This window comes from Acinetobacter sp. YH12219, from assembly GCF_013417875.1.
GTDB classification, from domain to species: Bacteria; Pseudomonadota; Gammaproteobacteria; order Pseudomonadales; family Moraxellaceae; genus Acinetobacter; species Acinetobacter amyesii.
Genome location: NZ_VPDC01000031.1, coordinates 1 through 22,241, shown reverse-complemented (window position 1 = coordinate 22,241; position 22,241 = coordinate 1). Strand labels below are relative to the sequence as shown.

The following is a 22,241-nucleotide window of genomic DNA, read 5'->3' as shown; positions in this document are numbered from 1 at the left end:
AAGTAACTTGGACCAGTGTTGATCATTTAGCATTGTTCGAGGCATAGCGAGTGTAAAATTGGGTTTGGCGATTTAATTTTACTATCTCGCTATTTTTTTAATCAACAAATGTCAACAGACCCTAATATTCAAACTATAATTAACTATACATCCATAAAAAATTAAAATCATTTTCAGGACTTTACAATGAAAACATACTTTTCGATGCTTTTTCTAAGCTTGGCCTTAGCCGCATGTAGCCAAACACCTGCGCCTGATTTTTCAGGGGAATGGAAACAAACACCTGACACGGAGAGCCTACGCAAACTTTCCATTAGCAAACAAGGCGATGACTACCAAATTAAAGACGAATTTTGGCTCGATAAAAATAATACTGAGCGCACTTCTAGTGCTTCATCCGGTATGGCCGAAGTGAATAATGATGTTCTGAAATATAAAGAGAGTAATAGCATTGAAATGAAACTGAGTGATGCAACTCACCTCACTCTGACAGACAAAGCATATGATGCTGTAATTCATTTTGAAAAGATTAACTAAAGCAAAGCCCCGAATCCTTACACAGGCTTCGGGGCTTTATTTATATTTCACACTGACTATTCAGCCGCTTCATTCGTCACTCTGAGCACTTCTTCAATGGTGGTTTTACCTGCCAAAACTTTACGCAATCCATCATCACGAATTGAACCCGCATTTGCACGTACATGATTTTCTAACTCAAACTCAGCAGCATTACCATGAATGAGGCGACGTGTTTGCTCATCAATCGGGACGATTTCATAAATTGCGGTACGCCCTGTAAATCCAGTATGCGAGCATTGTTCACAGCCTTTAGGTTGAGGCAATTTTAACTCAGCCGATGCATCGAGATGCCTAAATAAGTCTTTTTCAAAATCATCGGCATCATGCCAAGTCGCACAGTGACGGCACAAGGTTCGAACCAAACGCTGTGCCACAACACCGATCAGTGAGCTTGAAAGTAGAAAGGGTTCAATCCCCATGTCTTTAAGACGGGTCACCGCACCAATTGCTGTATTGGTATGCAGCGTTGAAAGTACCAAGTGGCCTGTTAATGACGCTTGTACTGCAATTTCAGCAGTTTCTAAATCACGAATCTCCCCGACCATGACCACATCTGGGTCTTGTCGAAGCATGGCTTTTAATGCACGAGCAAAGGTCATATCCACTTTGGTATTGACCTGCGTCTGCCCGATCCCTTCAAGTTGATACTCAATTGGATCTTCCGCAGTCAAAATATTTTTTGAACCATCATTTAGATCAGACAATGCCGCATATAAGGTGGTGGTTTTACCCGAACCCGTTGGTCCCGTAACCAAAATAATGCCATGCGGACGATGTACCAGTTGTTTCAATCGATCATAGTCATGCTGCATCAAGCCCAAATGGGTCATGTTTAAACGCCCAGCTTGTTTATCGAGTAAACGCATCACCACACGTTCACCATAGGAAGATGGTAAGGTTGATACACGAACATCAACTTCTCGGCCCGCCAAACGTAGTGAAATACGACCATCTTGTGGAATTCGCTTTTCTGCAATATCGAGTTTGGCCATGACTTTGATACGTGACACCAACAGTGGTGCTAGTTCACGACGTGGCTGCACAATTTCACGTAACTGACCATCGACACGTAAGCGGACAGACAGCTTTTTTTCAAAAGATTCGATATGAATATCTGAAGCACCGACACGGATCGCTTCAGACAATAAGGCATTGATTAACCGTACAATCGGCGCATCATCCTCCTGATCCATCAAATCTTCAGCTTCTGGTACAGAGTCCGCAAGGCTAAGTAAATCAGGATGATCTTCCAGACCCGCTGCCACTTGTTGAGACTCACCGGTGTCTCCGGCAAAGCTTGCACTGAGTAATTGATTAAACTCTTGCTCACTACATAATTGATATTGTGCAGGATGCCCTAAATAGCGACGTGCTTCTTGTAAAGCCAGCAGTGGCGTGCTGTCACGACGTACAATAAAAGCTTGATCACCCTCATATCGAAGCAATACGCCATGACGTTTGGCAAAACTATATGGTATTTGTAATTGTTTAAGTACTTGCATCACGCATTATAATGATGAAAAAAGTTGTTTTGAGTGTACTCTAAGCATCTGACAGCGTGAAGTCTGTTTTTAGGATTTATCAGGACAAGGGATATACGCATTGCCATTAGAAAATGATTTGACTGAAAAGGAATCCCCAAAACGTAAATGGTGGGGGGAATATCAATTTGAACTGAATCACCCGCGCAGTTGGCAGTTTGGGTCTTTATTGTTCCGTGTGACGCGCGGCATGCAAGAGTGGCGTATGGAATACCATCGCCCAACCTTTCAGTTTGACTATGAGCAGCAATGGCATCCGATACAAGACCCTGAATTTGGTTTTCCACAACCCATTAAAATGGAACGTTATATGTTCCGCCAGACACATGACAAAATTCAAATCATGCCACGTTTGGCAGATCGGTCTGTGGTGATTAAACCGGTCGATCCGATTTATATTCCAGCCGGACAGCGCGGAACGTTATATATCAGCACACCGCTTTGGATTGCTGGTTTTGTCGAAGGTCTTAGAGAACCCTTGTTTGATATACCTGTTATTCTACCAAAAGATACCTGGTTTGGTCCGAATCATCGAATGGGTGAAATTTGCTATGCCACAGCAGTTGATGGTCGTACAGAACTTAAACAACTCAAACCTCGTGCTTTTCGTGCAGTAACCCCTATTGAGTTTCATAACGTGAGTAATCAACAGATTCGTTTTGACCGTATGAATGTCCCTGTACCAGCTTTGCCATTATTTTATAGTGAAAGTACAGGACGTTTATGGACTTCACAAATTCGAGTCGTGCATGAAGGTCATGACAAACCGCCGCGGGTCAAAATTGAAAACCGTACACCGCCACAAGCCGGTGACGTGACTTATCTGCATCCGCCACGCGAGTCAGCCAATGTACTATTCAATATGTTTGATTCATTTTTCTAACGGTGAGCCATGGCAGATTTAAATATTTCGACAGAAATTACCAGCAGCCTAAAAGGAATGGTCGCCAATCTCAATACCGATCGGCTGACAGAATTATTGGTGGCTGTTTTACTGGCAGTCATCGGCTTTCTGATTGCACGTTTTATCTCAAACACCTTTATCCGCACTGTAGGTATGCGTTTCAATGCCCATCAGCAGTTGGTTTGGCGTCGCGGGATTTTCTATTTCATCTTTTTAATCTTTGTGATGGCAAGTTTAAAAGAAGCCGGCTTTAAACTCAGCGTCTTCTTGGGTGCAGCAGGTATTTTAACGGTCGCACTGGGTTTTGCCTCGCAAACGTCCGCATCCAACCTGATCAGCGGGATGTTCTTGATCGGTGAAGGGTCTTTTGAGGTTGGTGATACCATTCAATTGACACTGATTCGCGGGCATACCATTGAAGGTGAAGTGATCTCGATTGATTTACTGTCGGTCAAATTACTCACGCAAGACAATGTCTATGTCCGTTTGCCGAATGAACAACTGATTCGGGCACCTGTGCATAACTTGTCTAAGTTTCCAATACGGCGAATTCCAATTACCCTTGCGATTAACTTTCATGAAGACATCATCAAAGTTCGCGAAGTTCTATTAGATGCCGTCAGTAAATATCCATTGGTCTTGGCCGACCCTAAACCTGCCGTGACCGTCACTGCCTTTCGTGAATCTTCCATTGAGCTGCTTTTTGCTATTTGGTGTCAAAGAGAGAATTTCCTGAAAGTCCGTGATGAAATGCAGGAACGGATTCGAAATGCCTTTGTCGAAAATAAAATTGAAATCCCTGTCCCGAAAATGGGTTTTGTTGACCACCCGCTTTCTACACAAGCAAGCGATGCTGACGTCGATCAATATGCCAATACACAAGAAATCCAACGAGAGCCTCAACTCAAATAATGGTTTATAGAATTGATATAAAAAGCCCTGCATATCATCAAATGTGCAGGGCTTTTTTATTATCTACTATTTATAGCCAACGACCTCTACAGCTTAGTGATCTAGTACGTTTAAGAACTTCATCATGGTTCAATCTTGTCATTCGGCATGGGGGCAATATAGGCAATCAAAAGCATGGCAAAACCTGCGGCCATAAATGAAATCACTCGCATGAGAGTGCCGACATGAGATAAATCCAGCAAGACCAATTTCAAAGTAACCAAGACCAAAATACTGCCACCAAGTAGCCAAACTGAACGTAATTGGCGCTGAGTGGCAAAGCGCATACTCACCAAAGCCAATAACACCCACAGCACAGTAAAACTCAGTTGAACGGTCGCATCGCTCCAAATGTCTAAACTGTTATAAGGCGTATCCAGATACCTATGTAAGGCACGAAGCACGACATAGCTACTTAACCAAAGTAGCCCAAGGACACTCAACACGGCAGCCAAGCTACGATCTAAACCAGCTTTTAACTGTTGATTCAACATCCATAAAAAAGCCGCTAACAACAGCAAACTCACTACATCAAAAGGATTCAGTATCGGCAAGATATATCCCACAAAGGCCTGCTGACTAAATAATTGCGAACTGATGATCCAACTTAAAGCCAAAAACAAACTGCTACGCGTTTGCCAAAACATTTTCCAGACCGGTTGCTGCGCTTGCCAATAACACCATGCACAAAATATCAGCGGCAAAATTACCACACTGATATACGGCATACTGGGTATCAGCGTCAGACTGGTCCACGCCAAGCTACTCAAAATTCCGAGACTGACCCATTCTTTTTCTTCACGCACACCGAGTAATGGTCGTAGCCAAAGCAGCGTCAAGCTCAGCCCAGCGAATGCAAAATAAATCTGCTCCATCGTTGAATGCCAAATTAACTGACCGTTCTCACTCACTGAAATAACTTGGTACAGCCCCATCACATAAACAGGCACTAGACCCGTCCACTTAATGATGGACCAACTCCACGAAGCTTTTCGTTTTAACAAGCCTTCATTCACCACCAGATAAGCCACACTAACGATCAATAGACTCAAGGCCAATTGATGGCTAGTCTGCAGCCAATCTAAGAGCAACATGATGAACATAGTAGTTGCTGAGAGCATTTGCACACATTGAAAGGCAATACTCGAACTTGAAAGCTGTTTATGAAATGCAGGAACAGCATGCGTCACGATAATGGCCGCCAAATAGCTCAAACACACGCCCCAATACATCTGTGCAGGGAAATGTGGCAGTTGAACCAAATAATACAGACTTGAACAACCCGCCATCACCAAGAGCGCCATGCCTAAATAACGGCTGATATTGGACTGCTTGTATAAGGCATATATAAATATCAACGCACCTTCAACTGCCCAACCAACCACACTCCACTGCTCTTTCAATACTATCGGTGGAATCAATGCCAAGAATATTAAGGTCAAACTCAAATAACTTTGTGCAATCAGTGGGATCACAGCACTACGTTTACTGATGCTATACAGTGCGGCAAAAAGCGCCGCGAATAGCAAGCTATACCCCGCCTGCCATACGGTTTCCTCAAAATACATCAAATACAATGCCAGATAAGCAAGCACTGGCGAAGCAAATATCAGTGCAATATCCAAGGCTGGTTTGAGCTGAAAATGCGCAAGATCCTGTTTTGCCAATAACTGACTAAAACGAAAACCGAGCCAAATAAAAATCGCAGCGTGAGCTAAAACCAACACGCTCATCATCTGACGTTCGGTGGTGTATCCGTGGTAAAAAGCATATCCACCACCCATAATCACCGTCATCAAAAATGCGATTTGATTCAGATATTTCCACGGTCTTAAAGTACTCATGACTGCAACAGCCAGATTAATTACAAGATAATAGGCAATAAATTCCGTTGCAGTTGCATCACGAACAGGCAAGGTAAATGGCGCAAGATAGGCGATCAGCATTGCCATAATTGCCAGTTCTACCGACTGTTGTTTCAGACTGAGCCAAATCGTCAATGCCATAAGTGCAGCATACAGTAGACAAGCTATGCCAAAGCCCGGAATCACGGCATTGTAATAGGCAAAAAATAAAGTCAAAAACAGCGCTGCAAGACCTAGACCTTCTAGAGCCAAGGCAAAACTGCGGTTTTTGGTTTGCAGCCAAAAACCCAGTCCGACAACACCAGCACTGCTCAAACTCACAATCAGCAATTTCATGGCCAAGCTTAGTTGCCAATGCTCTGTGGCAAATCTAAGTAATAACACCACGCCAATCACCAAGACCAGTACCGCCACTTTCAACACGGGATTACCTTGAAAAAGCCATTGCTGAATTTGATTAGATAGATTTGGCGCAATCTTGGATGGTGTATTAGAAGGTGTTGAATTGAATGGTGTCTGATGTCTAGCTTTACCAATTTCCGTCGCGGGATGTACAGATGGTGTATCGTCAGAATCAAAATTTTCAGGACGGTCTATTGTCGACGCTGATATTGAAGTAGCTGCATGAATCGATTGCGACTGGAGCGCACGTCCTTGCAATAAATGCAGCTGATGTTCCAATCGTTTCAGCCAACGCAGAAAAAAATAAACCCACAGGCTAATCCCAATCGCAACCAAGTATCCCAGTTCTGTTAACAGCCCAACGACCGTTAATAACGATGCAATATATAACGGAACCTTTGATGTCACTTGGAATGGTTGTTTTGATGAACTCAGTGCATCAGCGCCGTGCTGTAAATCATCGACATAATTCATCAAACTGAGCATAAAACCAATGCCGCTGATATAACTCAAGATACGGATGTCTAAGTACCATGCCCCGATCCCTACCATAATCAGCGACATCAACCAAATCATCTTGAGTTCATTATTCTGTTTCAGCATACCTGCTTCGTCATTTTCCTGAATGTTTTGATGATACATGAGCCCGACGGATGGATTAAAACTATTCATCAGTGATTCGGTAAGTTACATATACAATCTAGACTCTGCGTGCGGGCAAAAAATCACGTACAATAAAACCGTTTTTAGGATTAGGAAATTATCAATGCCACCATTTGTCTTGGTCGATGGCTCATACTTTTTATTTCGTGCTTACCATGCACTGCCACCATTAACCACTTCAACCGGTTTGCATACCAATGCAATCCGAGGTGCCATTTCTGCCATCCAAAAATTAATGCGTCGTATTCAACCGACGCATATGGCCGTTATTTTCGATACACCTGAACCAACCTTCCGTCATGAATTGTCCCCAATTTATAAGGGTGACCGTCCAAGTATGCCCGAAGAATTATCACAACAAATTCCATATCTTCATGCATTAATTCGTGCTCTAGGGATTCCGCTGCATATGTTGCCGGGCGCTGAGGCCGATGACATTATCGGAACTTTAGCCAAACGCGCTGAAGCAGCCGGTCATCAAGTTTTGATCTCCACCGGTGACAAAGACATGGCGCAGCTCGTTACTGAGCGTGTCACTTTAGAAGACAGCTTCAAAGACAAACCGATGGACGTTCAAGGCGTTTTTGAAAAATTTGGGGTGTGGCCGAATCAAATCATTGACTACCTCACGCTGATGGGCGACGCCTCTGACGGCATTCGTGGTGTGCCCGGTGTTGGCGCAAAAACAGCAGCAAAACTTTTAACCGAGTACGGTTCGATTGGCGGCATTTTAGAAAATGTTGACAGTATTAAAGGTAAAGTCGGTCAAAACATTAAGGACAATGTCGAAGGGATTACTCTTGACCACCAACTGGCGAGCATTGTTTGCGACCTCGACATGGGCCTTAAATACGAAGATTTGAAACTTGCTGATCCAAATATTCCAGCTCTTCGTGATTTATATACTGAACTAGAATTCCGTAACCAACTGCAGTCATTAGATCATCCGAACAACCCAAATGGTGCAACCTACAAACAAGCAGCCAAAGCCATCAACACCACGGCGACTGTAGCCAATGCACCCGAAGTGGAAGATCAAGCGGACAAAACCAGTGTTGATGATTTACTCGGTGAAGCACGTTATCACACAGTATTGACCCAAGAAGATTGGGATGTGTTATTCAAGCGTCTAAGTACTGAAAAGCGTTTTGCCTTTGATACCGAAACCACTAGCCTTGACTACCGCGTGGCGCAGATTGTAGGTTTCTCGGTGGCTTTAGATGCACATGATGCCTATTACGTGCCGCTTGCGCATGATTATGAAGGTGCGCCGCAACAACTTGATCGCGACACAATTCTGAATCAACTCAAACCTTTACTTGAAGATAATGACGTACAAAAAATTGGTCATCATCTCAAATATGATGCACATGTCTTAGAAAATCATGGTATTCATTTGGCAGGTTGGTATTTCGATACCATGTTAGCCTCTTATGTCCTCAACTCTGTGGCAACTCGTCATGGAATGGATGACGTCGCGCGTTTGTATTTAAGTCATCTCACAACGACGTTCGAACAAGTGGCGGGCAAAGGTGCAAAACAAAAGACCTTTAACCAAATTGAGCTTGAAACTGCAGCCCATTATGCCGCAGAAGATGCCCATGTGACCTATCGTCTGTATGAAGTACTCGATAAAAAGTTACAAGCCCATCCGGAACTGATCAATATTTTGCACAATATTGAAATGCCGGTTGCCCGTGTTCTAACCTCTATGGAAGAAAACGGCATTGAGCTAGATATGAACTTCCTCGACCAACTCGGTGTGGAATTTGCCAATACCATTCAAAATTTAGAAACAGAAATTACCGATCTTGCGGGTCAAAGCTTCAATGTCAGCTCACCAAAACAAGTTGGTGAGATTCTGTTTGATAAATTAGGTTTAAAAGGCGGTAAGAAGACCTCTACAGGTCAGTACAGTACCAGTGAAAGTGTCTTAGAAAAAATCGACCATCCGATTACCGACTTAATTTTGGAATATCGTGGTCTCTCTAAACTGAAAAGCACTTATACCGATGGTCTGTTAAAACAAGTGAATAATGACACACATCGTGTGCATACCAGTTACCACCAAGCTTTAACGGCTACAGGTCGTCTGTCATCTACCGATCCAAACTTACAGAACATTCCTGTCCGTGAAGATATTGGACGTCAAATCCGTAAAGCCTTTATTGCACCTGAAGGTCGCATTTTACTGGCAGCCGATTACTCGCAAATCGAATTACGTTTAATGGCGCATTTCTCGCAAGATCATGCATTGGTCGATGCTTTTAATCATGGACAAGACGTACATAAACGTACTGCGGCAGAAGTTTTGGGCATTCCACTCGATGAAGTGACCAGCAACCAACGTCGTCAAGCCAAAGCGGTGAACTTCGGTCTGCTCTATGGCATGTCAGAATTCGGTTTGACTCGTCAATTAGGTTTCACTCGAGAAGAGTCGCGTAACTATATTGGTAAATACTTCCAACGCTACCCTGGTGTTTTGGAATATATGGAACGTACTCGCCAAGTCGCACGTGAACAAGGTTTTGTGGAAACCATTTTAGGTCGTCGTCTGTATACACCGGACATTATGGCGAGCAACAAAATGGTGAAACAAGGCGCTGAACGCGCAGCGATCAATGCACCACTACAAGGTTCTGCGGCGGATATCATTAAACTAGCCATGATTGCAGTCGATAAAATCTTACCGAAAGATCAAGCCAAAATGTTACTGCAAGTACACGATGAATTGGTGTTTGAAGTTGATGCTGCAATTGCCGATGAACTGTCTGCCCAACTGACTGAAGTGATGCAATCTGTGTTGAAAATTTCCGTTCCACTGATTGTGGAAGTCGGTCAAGGTAATAACTGGGACGAAGCACACTAATTCATTCACGTTCATTCACACCTTTCTCCTTCTAGGAGGAAGGTTGGGATAGAGGTGAGATGTTTCTTAGTTAGTAAAAATATCTTGTTTTACACCTCATATTAAATCCACAAAAAAGGACGCCTCGGCGTCCTTTTTAATTTAACTCATCTTAGCTCAGATTAAAGACCAGTCAATAATGCAATTGCGACTTGCTTCATAATGGTTTCCGCAACCAACAATGCCAAAATCGCAAAAATTGGTGACAAGTCAATCATCCCCATATTTGGAAGAATACGGCGGAATGGCGCAAGTAGCGGTTCTGCCAATTCTTGAACCACTTCAATATAAGGCGAACGTGACTGACTAAACATCACGACCCAACTCAAAATAATCGATGCAAAAATTAAGTAACGACAGAAACGGATTAAATCCTGAATCATGGTCACAAAGGTCATAATAATCAGATGGAATGGACTATTCACCGCCACGCCAGACAAATACATCAAACCAAACATTTTTAACAAATACAGAATCACCACCAACACCAATGCTGCGGTATTCACTCGACCTTTGGCCAAAGTAGGGAAAATTCGGCTAAAGATATCGACAATTTTTGTTGCTTTTGCTGTTGCCAAAACCACAGGGTTATATGGACTCACGGCAGCAAGCTGCATTAAAAAACGGAAAAATACGAGCAAAATTGCAACGTTAATAATGATTCCAAAAATTTGAGCAGAGCCCATACTTGAACTTTCCTAAATCAAATCGAATTATTTGGTGCTTTCGCTTAACTCTTGTGCCAACTCTTGGCTACGCTTTTGCGCTGCGGCTAAAGCGGCCTGAATATTTTGTGAAATTTGAGCATGATCAAATACTTCAATCGCAGCTTGTGTTGTACCGTTTGGAGAGGTTACATTTTTACGCAACTCCGCAGGACTGTTGGCACTGGTAATCGCCATTTGTGCAGCGCCCAATGCAGTTTGCAAGGTTAGCGCTGTAGCTACCTTTTCATCCAAGCCCATGTTTTTACCTGCACGGATCATACTTTCCATCATATAGAAAAAGTATGCAGGACCTGAGCCAGAAACAGCTGTTACTGCGTCAATCTGCGCTTCTGAGTTTACCCAAAGTGTTAAACCCGTTGAAGCCAAAACTTGACTTGCAAGATCACGATCTTCAGCTGAAACCGCTTCACCTGCATATAAGCCATGCGCACCGGTTTGAACTAAAGCCGGTGTATTTGGCATGACACGAACAATACGCTCTGTGCCTAATAGTTTTGAAATCGTTGCAATTTCTGCACCTGCAACAATTGAAATCACCAACTTCCCTTCTAGCAAACCTTGTAATGGTGCCAAAACTTTTGCCAACACCTGAGGTTTAACTGCAAAAAGAACAATGTCAGCATCTCGAATTGCCGCAACATTATCATCGGTCACATGCAAATCTTTTTCAGCCAAAAGCTCACGTACTTTTTCTACGGGATCTGAAACTGTAATACGTGTAGTCGGGACACCACGTGCAATTAGGCCACCAATTAAAGCCTGTGCCATGTTGCCGCCACCAATGAAACTGATATTACAATTTAGAATTGCGCTCATGATTGAAGATCCGATATTGCAGATTTAGCGTTAAGAGATAATGTCGGTTGCCAGCCAGCTTGAGTACAAAATTCAGACTGCGCCAACCAAAAGCCCTGAGGCGTAAAGACGCCTAGCATAACATTATCTCGGCTTAATATTTGAATAGTATGACGCTGCCATGGAAAAATTTGCGCCTGCTGAATGGCTTTTTTCAAAGGCCAACTTCCGACACGACCATATAAATGAATTTTTTCGCCGCCAAGGCGTGGGCGTATCTGCAGTTGCTGCCCCAATAATTCAGGTGATAAGCCAACCTCTGAGGGTTGAATCACGAAATGTCCGGCAGGCAACTTGAGGCACTGACCTGCAACACAAGTTACAACCTCAACCTCTTGAATGGGTTCAGTTGGCAGATATTCCGCTTTGGCAATCCGATGAAGTTGCTGTTGAAAGCGCAGATAATAAAATCCATTCCAGTGTAATGCCGCTTGCGAGTCTTCGCGTGAGCCAATCACTTCTGAAAATAAACGCTGTACCATTTCAAAACTTGGACGATATTGCCCCTCACCTTTCATCCAGTGCGATAACAACTGACGCTGACGTGCCAGACTGAGCTGTTGTAGAGCCACCAAAGATAACGCTTGCGATGAGCCGCAGACTGCTAAATCTTGTTGTAATACCTCGTTTAAAATTTCATCTGCATCTTGCATCAAGTAACTGGTTCGACTCAGAGCTTGCTGCATTTTAGGAAATCGCTCACTGAGTAGCGGCCACAAAATTTCACGACTCCACGCACGGTCATAGTCGGTATCAAAATTGGTGAGGTCTTGAATATTTTGCACATGCAGCTGTGCTGCCCATTGGCAAATTTGCTCACGTGAAAGATCTAATAGCGGACGCCATAATGTAAAATCTTCACGTACATCGAATTTTTTCATCGCAGCAAGGCCATGGACACCAGCACCTGAAAGTAGCCGTAACATCAATGTCTCCGCCTGATCTTGCTGATGATGTGCGAGTACCAATATTTCATCTGCTTGTAAATGTTGGCGAAAGGCTTGATAGCGGGCCGAGCGTGCTTGATTTTCAAGGTTACCTTGCGCAACCTGAACTTTTTGTATGATGAATGGCAAATTCAGCGCTTTACATTGAGCACGTACAAATTCGCCCCAAGCATGACTACAATCTTGTAATTGGTGATCAATATAAATCACCCGTATTTTTTCAGGGCACAAAAACGACATAAGATGCAGCAGCAACATGGAGTCCATGCCACCACTACATCCTATTAAAAATCGGCTTTGTTCAGGCAGCGCCTGAATTTGACTTAAGCAATCAGCCCTAAATTGTCGCTGCCAAACTTCATTAAACGCTGGTAACGCGCTTCGCATCGTTCGTTTGCATCCATTGGTTGCAGTTCTTCTAGAGCTTGTTTCAAGACCACTTTCAAATCCTGCATGACTTTTTCAGGGTTTAAATGTGCGCCTTCCGCTTCGTCCACCACATATTCTACAATGCCCATCTTCTGCAATTTATCTGCCGTCAATGCCAATGCTTCACTTGCTTGTTCTGCTTTTTCTGCAGTTTTCCACAAAATAGATGCACAGCCTTCAGGTGAAATTACTGAATAAATACTGTGAGATAGCATAATCACACGGTCAGCTACGCCAATACCGAGCGCACCACCCGAGCCTCCTTCACCCAATACCGTTGCTACTACAGGCACTTTAAGTGAAGACAGCTGAGCCAAACTAGTTGCAATTGCTTCGGCCTGACCACGCTCTTCTGCACCCACACCTGGGTACGCACCCATGGTATCAATAAAGGTAAAGACTGGCAGATTAAAACGCTCGGCCATATCCAATAAACGCTGTGCTTTACGGTAACCTTCGGGGTTACTCATACCAAAATTATGTTGTAATTTTTCACGTGTACTACGACCACGGTGCTGACCTACAATCATCACAGGCTGACCATCTAAACGAGCCAAACCACCAATCATCGCTCCGTCATCACCAAATAGGCGGTCACCGTGCAAAGCATCGAACTCTGTAAAAATTTCGCCAACATAATCCAAAAACTGCGGACGTTCAGGATGACGTGCGATCTGAACCGTAGTCCAGGCTTTAGATTGAGCTGCTTTATTTTTCATAGGTCGATCATTATCCCTAACTTAACTGGTCTGTTAATTGATAAATTGTTCCGACTGGATATTCAGTTCAATATCCCAATGCTTAAATTGCAGTTGCTCATCATGCAAGTCTGCAACCAACAAAGGCCACTGTTTGGCATCACCAGAAACACTAAGTTGCCATTGTTGCGCATTGTCCACGCTTAATTCAATGGCAGGAAGCATCTCATCGCTGCGACTATGATTTAATAAAACTGCTAAACGAAGCAATAGACATAAGTAAACAAGTTTGTTACCACCGACTTTCATCACATCAACACGTGCATCACTGCGTAACTTACGACGATGATGCGCCACTAAATGCGACAAATGATTTTGATCAATTTGTGAGAAACCCGGAATATCCGAATGTTGCAGTAAATAAGCACCATGACGATGGTATCCACTATGACTGATCGCTAAGCCAATTTCATGCAAATACGCTGCACGACGCAGTAAATCACTGTCATCACTGGTCAAATTCAGTGCGGTCGCCACACCATTAAACAGTTGTTGAGCGGTATTTACCACACGTTCAGCTTGTTTCATATCTGCGTTGTAGCGCCCCATCAACGCATGTACAGAACGATCTCGAACATCTTCATGTTGGAAACGACCCAAGAGGTCATACATCACGCCTTCACGTAATGCGCCATCCGAATAGACCAATTTATCGATATTCAGCACATCAAAGACGGCATATAAAATGGCAATACCGGCTGGCAAAACTGCTCGACGGTCTTCTTTTAGACCATCAAATTCCATTTCATTGACATGCTTATATTTAAGCAATTTATCTTTGAGTTTAAATAAACCGTCACGTGTCAGTTCTTCCTGATCGTTGCTCCAGCCCATATTGACACAAATCTGACGACACGCTTTGATCGTGCCACTTGAACCGACAACAGTATCCCAGCCCGCAGCTTTATAAGTGTTGGCAATGCCTGCGATTTCCTTGCGAGCAGCATTTACCGCTTTATCAAAACTTTTCAGGTTAATTTCACCATCAGCAAAAAACGCTTTGGTAAAAGCGACACAGCCCATTTGCACAGATTCTGTATGAATCGGTTCAAACTCTTCACCAATAATCAACTCTGTTGAGCCCCCACCGATATCAATCACAAGGCGGCGACCACTATTTGCCATAGTATGTGAAACCCCTAAATAAATTAGACGGGCTTCTTCACGACCAGCAATGATTTCAATTGGTTTTGGTAAAATTTCAGCGGCTTTTTGAATAAATTCATGACCATTTTTTGCTTGACGCAAGGCATTAGTCGCCACAATACGTAAACGGTTGGCTTGTACAGGATTTAAACGCCCCACAAAACGTGCTAGGCAGGCTAATCCTCGTTGCTGTGCGGCTTCAGTCAAATTTTTATTTTCGTCTAGACCTGCGGCAAGCTGTACTTTTTCTGACATTGATGCAACTTTTTTCACTTCACCATGGTCTACGCGTGCGATAGCCAAGTGGAAGCTGTTCGATCCCATATCGATAGCAGCAAGTAATTCTTCATCAATCAAAAAATCAGACATTATTCAAAAAAACCTGTTCAGAATTGTGCTTAGATTAATTCACATACATGTAATTTAAAAGCCATTTATGAGTAGTTCGGGCGGAACTTATCGATTTTTTATCTGAAGCAATGATAGTCATACACGATCATCGGCATCGTGATCATCCATTAGACAAACTCGCCATTCAGGTCGAAAATTTGCATAACCCCCTACATTGTTATAGTTGGCTATGTAATACTTATAAACATAGAGTCAACTTAAAAATTAATTCCGGAGCAAAATCCATGTCTGGCAATATCGTAAATACAACTGATGAAAACTTCCAAGCCGATGTACTAGAGTCTGATACTCCTGTACTTGTAGATTTCTGGGCAGGTTGGTGTGCTCCTTGTAAAGCCATTGCACCTGTACTTGAAGTACTTTCAACTGAGTTTGAAGGCAAAGTTAAAATCGTTAAAGTAGACGTAACTTCTTGCGAACAAACAGCTGTAAACTACAACATCCGTAACATTCCTGCATTATTAATGTTTAAAAACGGCGAAGTTGTAGCAACCCAAGTCGGTGCAGCACCAAAATCTAAATTGACAGCTTTCATCGAAGAAAACATCTAATATTTTTTCGATAAAAACACTCGAAAATACGCTGTTTTACACAGCGTATTTTTTTGGTTGATAAATTGACAAATGCTGTGTTCTCTCTTATATTGTTTACTCAAGAAATTAAGGATCTCAAATCCTGTCATTTTCTTACAACACAACACATAAAATGCCGCTCGGCAACAGAATTGTTTTTCACATCTCTCTTCATATAACGAATCAGATCTCTGAATTGTTTTGTGCAAACCAATTGCTATCGTTTCTTGCATGATCGCGGCACATTTGTTGCTCCCTTTTCCAACCTGTACCTCAGAATTTTAGATTCTATCTGACCACCTATGAACTTAACCGAACTCAAGAAAAAACCGATTGGCGAACTCATCAAGATTGCCGAGTTTATGGGCCTCGAAGGAATGGCTCGTAACCGTAAGCAAGATATTATTTTTGCCATCTTAAAGCGCCACGCAATGAACGGCGAAGAGATTTTTGGTGATGGCGTTCTAGAAATTCTGTCGGACGGCTTTGGTTTCTTACGCTCTGCAGCGGGTTCTTACCTAGCCGGCCCTGACGATATCTATGTGAGCCCATCACAAATCCGTCGCTTCAACCTTCGTACTGGTGACACTATTACAGGTACGATTCGTCCACCTAAAGAAGGCGAACGTTACTTTGCATTATTAAAAGTTAATCAAATTAACTACGACACACCCGAAAACTCACGTAATAAGATTCTTTTCGAAAACTTAACACCTTTATTTCCAACCGAACAATTGGTAATGGAATTAGGTAATGGTACAACAGAAGACTTAACTGCGCGTGTCGTTGACTTGGTTGCTCCGATTGGTAAAGGTCAACGTTCAATTATCGTTGCACCGCCAAAAGCGGGTAAAACCATGTTGTTACAAAACATCGCTCAGTCGATTGTTCGTAACAATCCTGAATGTTTCTTGATTGTCCTTCTGATTGACGAACGTCCTGAAGAAGTAACAGAAATGGAACGTACTGTTCGTGGTGAAGTGGTTGCTTCAACATTCGATGAATCACCAGCTCGTCACGTACAAGTTGCAGAGATGGTGATTGAAAAAGCGAAACGTCTTGTAGAACACAAAAAAGATGTAGTGATTTTGCTTGACTCAATTACTCGTTTAGCCCGTGCTTACAACACCGTGATTCCGTCATCTGGTAAAGTTCTTACTGGTGGTGTGGATGCCCATGCTTTAGAACGTCCAAAACGTTTCTTCGGTGCAGCACGTAATATCGAAGAAGGTGGTTCACTGACAATTATCTCAACTGCGTTGATTGAAACTGGCAGTAAGATGGATGAAGTGATCTACGAAGAATTCAAAGGTACAGGTAACCAAGAAATTACCCTAGACCGTCGTATTGCTGAAAAACGCGTGTTCCCTGCGATGAACATCAAAAAATCAGGTACACGTCGTGAAGAGCGTTTGATGTCTGAAGATAACCTACGTAAAGTTTGGATTTTACGTAAATTGCTTCATACACAAGACGAACTTGCAGCGATGGAATTCTTGCTTGATCGCATGAAAGAAACCAAAACCAATGATGATTTCTTCGATCAAATGAAACGTAAAGCATCCAACTAAGTTGAATGTTTGACTGAAAAGGCCATCTATAACGATGGCCTTTTTATTTGGTTGACTTTAGTTACACAAAGAAACATTTGATAGATCTCCATGTAAACTTATTTTCAAGTTTATGATTATAAAAAATATATGTTAAAAAACCCTATTCTTTTTAGTAGTTTATTTGCTATTTCGCCAATATAAAACTTTCTCTTAATTGTTATTTTCTGTTAAAAAATGGCCGTTTTTCACCTATTTTTAACGGTTTTTTCAAAGTCACTAGTAGCATTTCAAAATACTCAGTGATAGCATACACGCAGACCAGTTAGACTGCTCTATGCATTTTTAATACCTATTCAAATTAGGCATAATAAAAGCACACAACAGACTAACGCAGGTTATTTTTTAATCTCATATTTTAGAGAGTGATGCCATGTTATTCAAAAAAATCGCTATTGCTGCTGCAGTTGCTACTACTTTAGCTTTCGTTGGTTGTGCTAAAAAAACTGAAGAAGCTGCTCCTGCTGCTGCATCTGAAGCTGCTGCTTCTGAAGTAGTTGCTGCGTCTGACGCTGCTGCTGTTGAAGCTTCTGCTGCTGCTTCTGAAGCTACTGCTGCTGCTTCTGAAGCTACTGCTGCTGCATCTGAAGCTACTGCTGCTGCTTCTGAAGCTCAATAATCTAACCGATTATTCAGCACAAAAAGAGAGCCCTATGGCTCTCTTTTTTATTGCCTCAAACTTTAAACCCTAGTTCATAAAAAGAGCTAAAATTCAAAATACTAAGCCTATGCTTATTGAAAAATAAAAACTGACAATTTAGCTAAAGGAAAGCCACAATCAACCTCTACGACAACTCAACTCAACTCAACTCAACTCAACTCAACTCAAGTATATCGTCTCACTTTAAAACGAATATTCTTCAACATGAATTGTGCGATAGATGATGAGCACTGCGCCTCCTAAATCAAAGGAAAAAAAAGCAGATCAATCGATCTGCTCATTTCCAACACGTTGACGGAATTTTTGTCCCGCACGGAAGGTCACTACACGACGGGCAGAAATCGGAATTTCTTCACCCGTTTTCGGGTTACGGCCTGGGCGTTGACGTTTATCACGCAACTCGAAGTTACCGAAACCTGAGAGTTTAACTTGTTCCCCAGAGATTAGCGCTTGGCTAATCTCATCGAAGAATAACTCGACCATTTGTTTTGCTTCACGACGGTTTAAACTCGTGAGCTCACTTAAATGATCAGCCATTTCTGCTTTTGTTAATGCTGTCATGAAGCCCTCAATGTCGCCTGGTAAGTGTTTTCCAACACCTGAAGTATGTTATCCATACCGGTTTTGATTTCAGCATCTTCTAATGTACGTGTTGGATGTTGCCATTGAATTGCAAATGCCAATGAGCGCTTGCCTTCTTCGACACCTTGACCAGTGTACACATCGAATAACCAAACTGCGTCTAAAAGCTCACCGCCGGTTTTTTCGATAAGTTGCTGAATTTCACTAACATTAATCTTATCACTAATTAAAAGCGCAATATCACGTCGAACCGACGGAAAACGTGATAATTCTGTAAAATTAGATACATAAGTTTGCAAAACAGCCGATTGATCCAATTCAGCGACCCAAGTAGTCGCCAAATCCAACTCATCTTCTAAAGATGGGTGTAAACGACCAAAGTAACCAATTGATTGACCATTGACTAAGATTTCAGCAGATTGACCTGGATGCAACCAGGTACGCTCTGAACGTACATATTCAACATTTAAACGTGCAGAATTTAAAATCTCTTCTACATCGCCTTTAAAGTCAAAGAAATCCATTGGCTGTGCTTTACCATGCCAAGATTCAGTCGTACGCGAACCTGTTGCAACTAGTGCAAAGGTTGGTATCTGTTTGAGATCATGAATGCTGTTCGCACCTTGATAATCAAAACGTAGACCAAGCTCATAGAAACGCACACGGTTTTGTTGACGGTTCACGTTGTATTGCACACATGGGATCAAACTTGATAATAAGGTTGAACGCATCACTGCAAGGTCGCTAGAAATCGGGTTTGCAAGCGCTAGTGGTTGAACCTGTGGATTCAATTGTTTCTCTAGTTTCGCATCTGCAAAGCTAAAGCTAATTGCTTCTTGATAACCCAAAGCCACTGCAGTTTGACGTAACTGAACCAATTCAAATTGGTCTTGGTATTTCGCCAGTTTGACATCAATCACCGGCAAGCTAATTTGAATATTGTCGTAACCGTGAATACGTGCCACTTCTTCGATGAGGTCTTGATAAATCGCCATATCAAAGCGGTGTGATGGCGGTACAACTGTCCACTCACCTTCTGCTTTCACAGTGACATTGCAACCCAAACGCGTTAAAGCATCGGTAATAAATGCAGATTCAACTTTATAACCAAGCAGTTGATCGACTTGCGCTTGGTTCAGTTCAATGGCTTCACGTTTTGGTAATAGCTCTACTTTTTCAGCAACAGTAATTGGACCAAACTCACCACCAGCTAAATCAGCGATAAGTTGAGAAGCACGGTGCATTGCCGTCATCGGCAATTCAAAGTCTACACCGCGTTCATAACGCTGAGATGCATCAGTATGCAAACCAAAACTACGTGCACGACCTGCGATATAGAGTTGATCAAAGAACGCCGACTCAAGGAAAATTTCAGTGGTATCATCAGAAACGGCTGAACTTAGACCGCCCATGATCCCTGCAATCGCCAAAGCTTTTTGATCATCCGCAATCACCATCACGTTTTCAGATAATTTAACTTCTTGTTCATTCAACAACGTTAACTTTTCTGCTGCTGTTGCTTGGCGTACACGAACTGCCCCTTCAACTTTACCGCCATCGAATGCATGTAAAGGTTGACCCAATTCCATTAAAACGTAGTTGGTAATATCGACCAAAATACTGTGCTGACGAATGCCTGCACGAGCTAATGCACGCTCCATCCACTCAGGAGTTGGTGCTTTGGTATTGACGTTTTTGATCACTCGACCTAAGTAACGTGGGCAACCATCAGTTTCAACAACAACTTTCTTCTCATCAGTAATTGTTGCAGCAACTTCTTTAATTTCAGGGGCAGTCACAGGGAGTTGATTAATCACACCAATTTCACGTGCAATACCACGAATACTGAAGCAGTCACCACGGTTTGGCGTGATGCTGATATCAATCACATTGTCATCAAGATCTAAATATTCACGCACATTTACACCAACAGGTGCATCGGCAGGAAGCTCTAATAGACCGTCGATTTTGTCTTCAAGATCAATTTCAGACGCACCGCACAGCATGCCTTGTGATTCAACACCACGAAGCTTGCCTTTTTTGATTTTGAAATCGCCCGGAAGTACTGCACCAATGGTTGCTACAGGAGCTTTCATGCCTACACGCACGTTTGGAGCACCACAAACGATTTGTAACGGCTCGCCTGAACCGATGTTTACAGTAGTGACACGTAAACGGTCAGCATCGGGATGTTGAACCACTGTTAAAACTTCACCGACTACTACACCAGTAAATGGTTTTGCAGCAGGAGATAAATCATCAACTTCTAAACCTAACATGGTCAGTTGGTCAGAAAGTGTATCGCTATCAATGGCTGGGTTAACCCATGTGCGCAACCAATTTTCGCTAATTTTCATTGTATAAAAACCTATTAATTCTAAATTTCTAATCCCCTCTAGCGCCCCTTTAAAGAAAGAGGACGAACCCTAAGTCATGATGGACACCCCCTCTCCTTTTAGGAGAGGTTAGGGAGAGGTATAAAACTGTTTAAGCAAATTGGCGTAAGAAACGCACATCATTTTGGTAGAACATACGCAGGTCATTAATGCCGTAACGCAACATGGCAAAACGCTCTACACCTAAACCGAAGGCAAAGCCTTTGTATTTTTCTGGGTCGATGCCAGCGGCTTGTAAAACGTTTGGATGCACCATACCGCAGCCCAAAACTTCCAACCATTTACCACGTTCATCCATGATATCCACTTCCGCACTTGGCTCTGTAAATGGGAAATAAGATGGACGGAAACGTACTTTCAAATCTTTTTCAAAGAATTCATTTAGCAAGTTCACTAACAAACCTTTAAGTTCTGCAAAGCTAGTGTTTTCAGCCACATACAGACCTTCGATTTGATGGAACATTGGAGAATGCGTTTGGTCCGAGTCACAGCGATAAACACGACCAGGACACACAATACGGATTGGAGGCTGCTGAGTTTCCATCGTACGAATTTGCACGCCTGAGGTATGCGTACGAAGTAAATGATTCGCATCAAAATAGAAAGTGTCGTGCATCGCACGTGCAGGATGATGACCCGGAATGTTCAATGCTTCAAAGTTGTGATAATCATCTTCAACTTCTGGACCGGTCGCAACAGTAAAGCCAGCTTTGGTAAAGAATTGGCAAATACGTTCTTGAACTTGAGTCACAGGGTGAATACTACCCACCGTTTGACCACGGCCGGGTAAAGTAATATCAATCGTTTCGCTAGCAAGCTTTTGTTCTAATGCAGCTTTTTGTAATTCAGCTTGACGAGCAGTCAGTGCGCCAGTAATCGATTCACGAACGGCATGAATTTGAGCACCAAAAACTTTACGTTCTTCTGGGTCCATTTTACCGAGCGACTTCGATTGTTCCGCGAGCTGGCTTTTCTTCCCTGTAAATTGCACTCGCACTTGGTCGAGTGTAGCAAGGTCCTCTGCTGCTGCAATCGCAGCGAGCGCTTCAGTGGTCAGGGCTTCCAGTGACATAGTAACTCTCAAAGCAACAATTTAAAAAAATAATATAAACCCCTTATTCTAACAGTTTTTAGCCGTTATGATGAAGCGCATTCACAAGTTAAAATTGCATTAGCATCAAGTTTTAAAAAAAGTATAAGATAAACCTCTGTACACGACAAATTTCACAGAACCCTTATCCTATCAGGATTCTGCTTTCTTAAAATTGCCAAAATTTCCTTAAACTCTTCTTTTTTCCCAAAACCAATTAAACGCTGAATCGCCATTTGAACA

General features: G+C 42.6%; 17 protein-coding genes. 7 read left to right on the top strand and 10 right to left on the bottom strand.

Annotation, left to right across the window (positions count from 1 at the left end; all coding sequences use genetic code 11):
- Positions 1-186: 186 nt before the first annotated feature.
- Entirely contained in the window at positions 187-537 is a 351-nt protein-coding gene (locus tag FTV04_RS15435) for a hypothetical protein (protein WP_180007244.1), read from the top strand.
- A 56-nt stretch (positions 538-593) separates the two neighbouring features.
- Here FTV04_RS15435 and gspE read toward each other — a convergent pair whose 3' ends face one another.
- Complete coding sequence (gene gspE, locus FTV04_RS15430; protein WP_078189563.1) at positions 594-2,081, bottom strand: type II secretion system ATPase GspE; 1,488 nt, start codon at positions 2,079-2,081, stop codon at positions 594-596.
- A 100-nt stretch (positions 2,082-2,181) separates the two neighbouring features.
- On the opposite strand from gspE, the gene FTV04_RS15425 reads away from it, so the two are divergent.
- Both FTV04_RS15425 and FTV04_RS15420 read left to right on the top strand, forming a co-directional pair.
- On the top strand, positions 2,182-3,003 hold the full coding sequence (locus FTV04_RS15425) for a hypothetical protein (protein WP_180005043.1): 822 nt from the start codon (positions 2,182-2,184) through the stop codon (positions 3,001-3,003).
- Between the two features lie 9 nt (positions 3,004-3,012).
- Positions 3,013-3,936, top strand: coding sequence for a mechanosensitive ion channel family protein (locus FTV04_RS15420; protein WP_180005042.1), 924 nt, complete (start codon positions 3,013-3,015; stop codon positions 3,934-3,936).
- A gap of 122 nt (positions 3,937-4,058) precedes the next feature.
- Here the strand turns inward: FTV04_RS15420 and FTV04_RS15415 are convergent, their stop codons facing one another.
- Positions 4,059-6,845, bottom strand: a complete 2,787-nt coding sequence (locus tag FTV04_RS15415; protein WP_180090286.1) for a DUF2339 domain-containing protein — start codon at positions 6,843-6,845, stop codon at positions 4,059-4,061.
- A gap of 163 nt (positions 6,846-7,008) precedes the next feature.
- Here FTV04_RS15415 and polA point away from each other — a divergent pair, with 163 nt between their 5' ends.
- Complete coding sequence (gene polA, locus FTV04_RS15410) at positions 7,009-9,774, top strand: DNA polymerase I (protein WP_180062973.1); 2,766 nt, start codon at positions 7,009-7,011, stop codon at positions 9,772-9,774.
- Between the two features lie 161 nt (positions 9,775-9,935).
- On the opposite strand, the gene FTV04_RS15405 is transcribed toward polA, so the two are convergent.
- From FTV04_RS15405 to ppx, 5 genes are read right to left on the bottom strand one after another with little or no spacing between them, the layout of a single operon-like run.
- Positions 9,936-10,499: a YggT family protein gene (locus FTV04_RS15405; RefSeq protein WP_078189567.1), complete on the bottom strand. Its 564-nt coding sequence runs from the start codon at positions 10,497-10,499 to the stop codon at positions 9,936-9,938.
- Between the two features lie 27 nt (positions 10,500-10,526).
- Complete coding sequence (gene proC, locus FTV04_RS15400) at positions 10,527-11,357, bottom strand: pyrroline-5-carboxylate reductase (RefSeq protein WP_180007240.1); 831 nt, start codon at positions 11,355-11,357, stop codon at positions 10,527-10,529.
- The gene (gene tilS, locus FTV04_RS15395; protein WP_180090284.1) at positions 11,354-12,730 is read right to left on the bottom strand and encodes a tRNA lysidine(34) synthetase TilS; all 1,377 of its coding nucleotides are present in this window, start codon (positions 12,728-12,730) and stop codon (positions 11,354-11,356) included. The genes proC and tilS overlap by 4 nt, the downstream gene beginning before the upstream one ends.
- Positions 12,667-13,491 carry an acetyl-CoA carboxylase carboxyltransferase subunit alpha gene (locus tag FTV04_RS15390; protein ID WP_111884716.1) on the bottom strand — a complete coding sequence of 275 codons (825 nt, stop codon included), beginning with the start codon at positions 13,489-13,491 and terminating at the stop codon, positions 12,667-12,669. Before FTV04_RS15390 ends, tilS begins: the two co-directional genes overlap by 64 nt.
- Before the next feature lie 33 nt (positions 13,492-13,524).
- Positions 13,525-15,045 carry an exopolyphosphatase gene (gene ppx / locus FTV04_RS15385; protein ID WP_180090282.1) on the bottom strand — a complete coding sequence of 507 codons (1,521 nt, stop codon included), beginning with the start codon at positions 15,043-15,045 and terminating at the stop codon, positions 13,525-13,527.
- Positions 15,046-15,311: 266 nt separating this feature from the next.
- Here ppx and trxA point away from each other — a divergent pair, with 266 nt between their 5' ends.
- From trxA to FTV04_RS15370, 3 genes are all read left to right on the top strand, one after another.
- Positions 15,312-15,638 carry a thioredoxin gene (trxA, locus tag FTV04_RS15380; RefSeq protein WP_078192629.1) on the top strand — a complete coding sequence of 109 codons (327 nt, stop codon included), beginning with the start codon at positions 15,312-15,314 and terminating at the stop codon, positions 15,636-15,638.
- A 323-nt stretch (positions 15,639-15,961) separates the two neighbouring features.
- A complete protein-coding gene (gene rho, locus FTV04_RS15375) occupies positions 15,962-17,230 on the top strand; it encodes a transcription termination factor Rho (RefSeq protein WP_067731074.1) in 1,269 nt (422 codons plus the stop codon).
- Positions 17,231-17,642: 412 nt separating this feature from the next.
- On the top strand, positions 17,643-17,888 hold the full coding sequence (locus tag FTV04_RS15370; protein ID WP_078192631.1) for a hypothetical protein: 246 nt from the start codon (positions 17,643-17,645) through the stop codon (positions 17,886-17,888).
- 306 nt (positions 17,889-18,194) lie between these two features.
- Here FTV04_RS15370 and FTV04_RS15365 read toward each other — a convergent pair whose 3' ends face one another.
- The 3 genes from FTV04_RS15365 to pheS all read right to left on the bottom strand — a co-directional run bounded on the left by FTV04_RS15365 (position 18,195) and on the right by pheS (position 21,980).
- Complete coding sequence (locus FTV04_RS15365; RefSeq protein WP_004649746.1) at positions 18,195-18,491, bottom strand: integration host factor subunit alpha; 297 nt, start codon at positions 18,489-18,491, stop codon at positions 18,195-18,197.
- Complete coding sequence (pheT, locus tag FTV04_RS15360) at positions 18,488-20,869, bottom strand: phenylalanine--tRNA ligase subunit beta (protein WP_180007238.1); 2,382 nt, start codon at positions 20,867-20,869, stop codon at positions 18,488-18,490. Before pheT ends, FTV04_RS15365 begins: the two co-directional genes overlap by 4 nt.
- 130 nt (positions 20,870-20,999) lie before the next feature.
- A complete protein-coding gene (gene pheS / locus FTV04_RS15355; protein WP_180024390.1) occupies positions 21,000-21,980 on the bottom strand; it encodes a phenylalanine--tRNA ligase subunit alpha in 981 nt (326 codons plus the stop codon).
- Positions 21,981-22,241 lie beyond the last annotated feature (261 nt).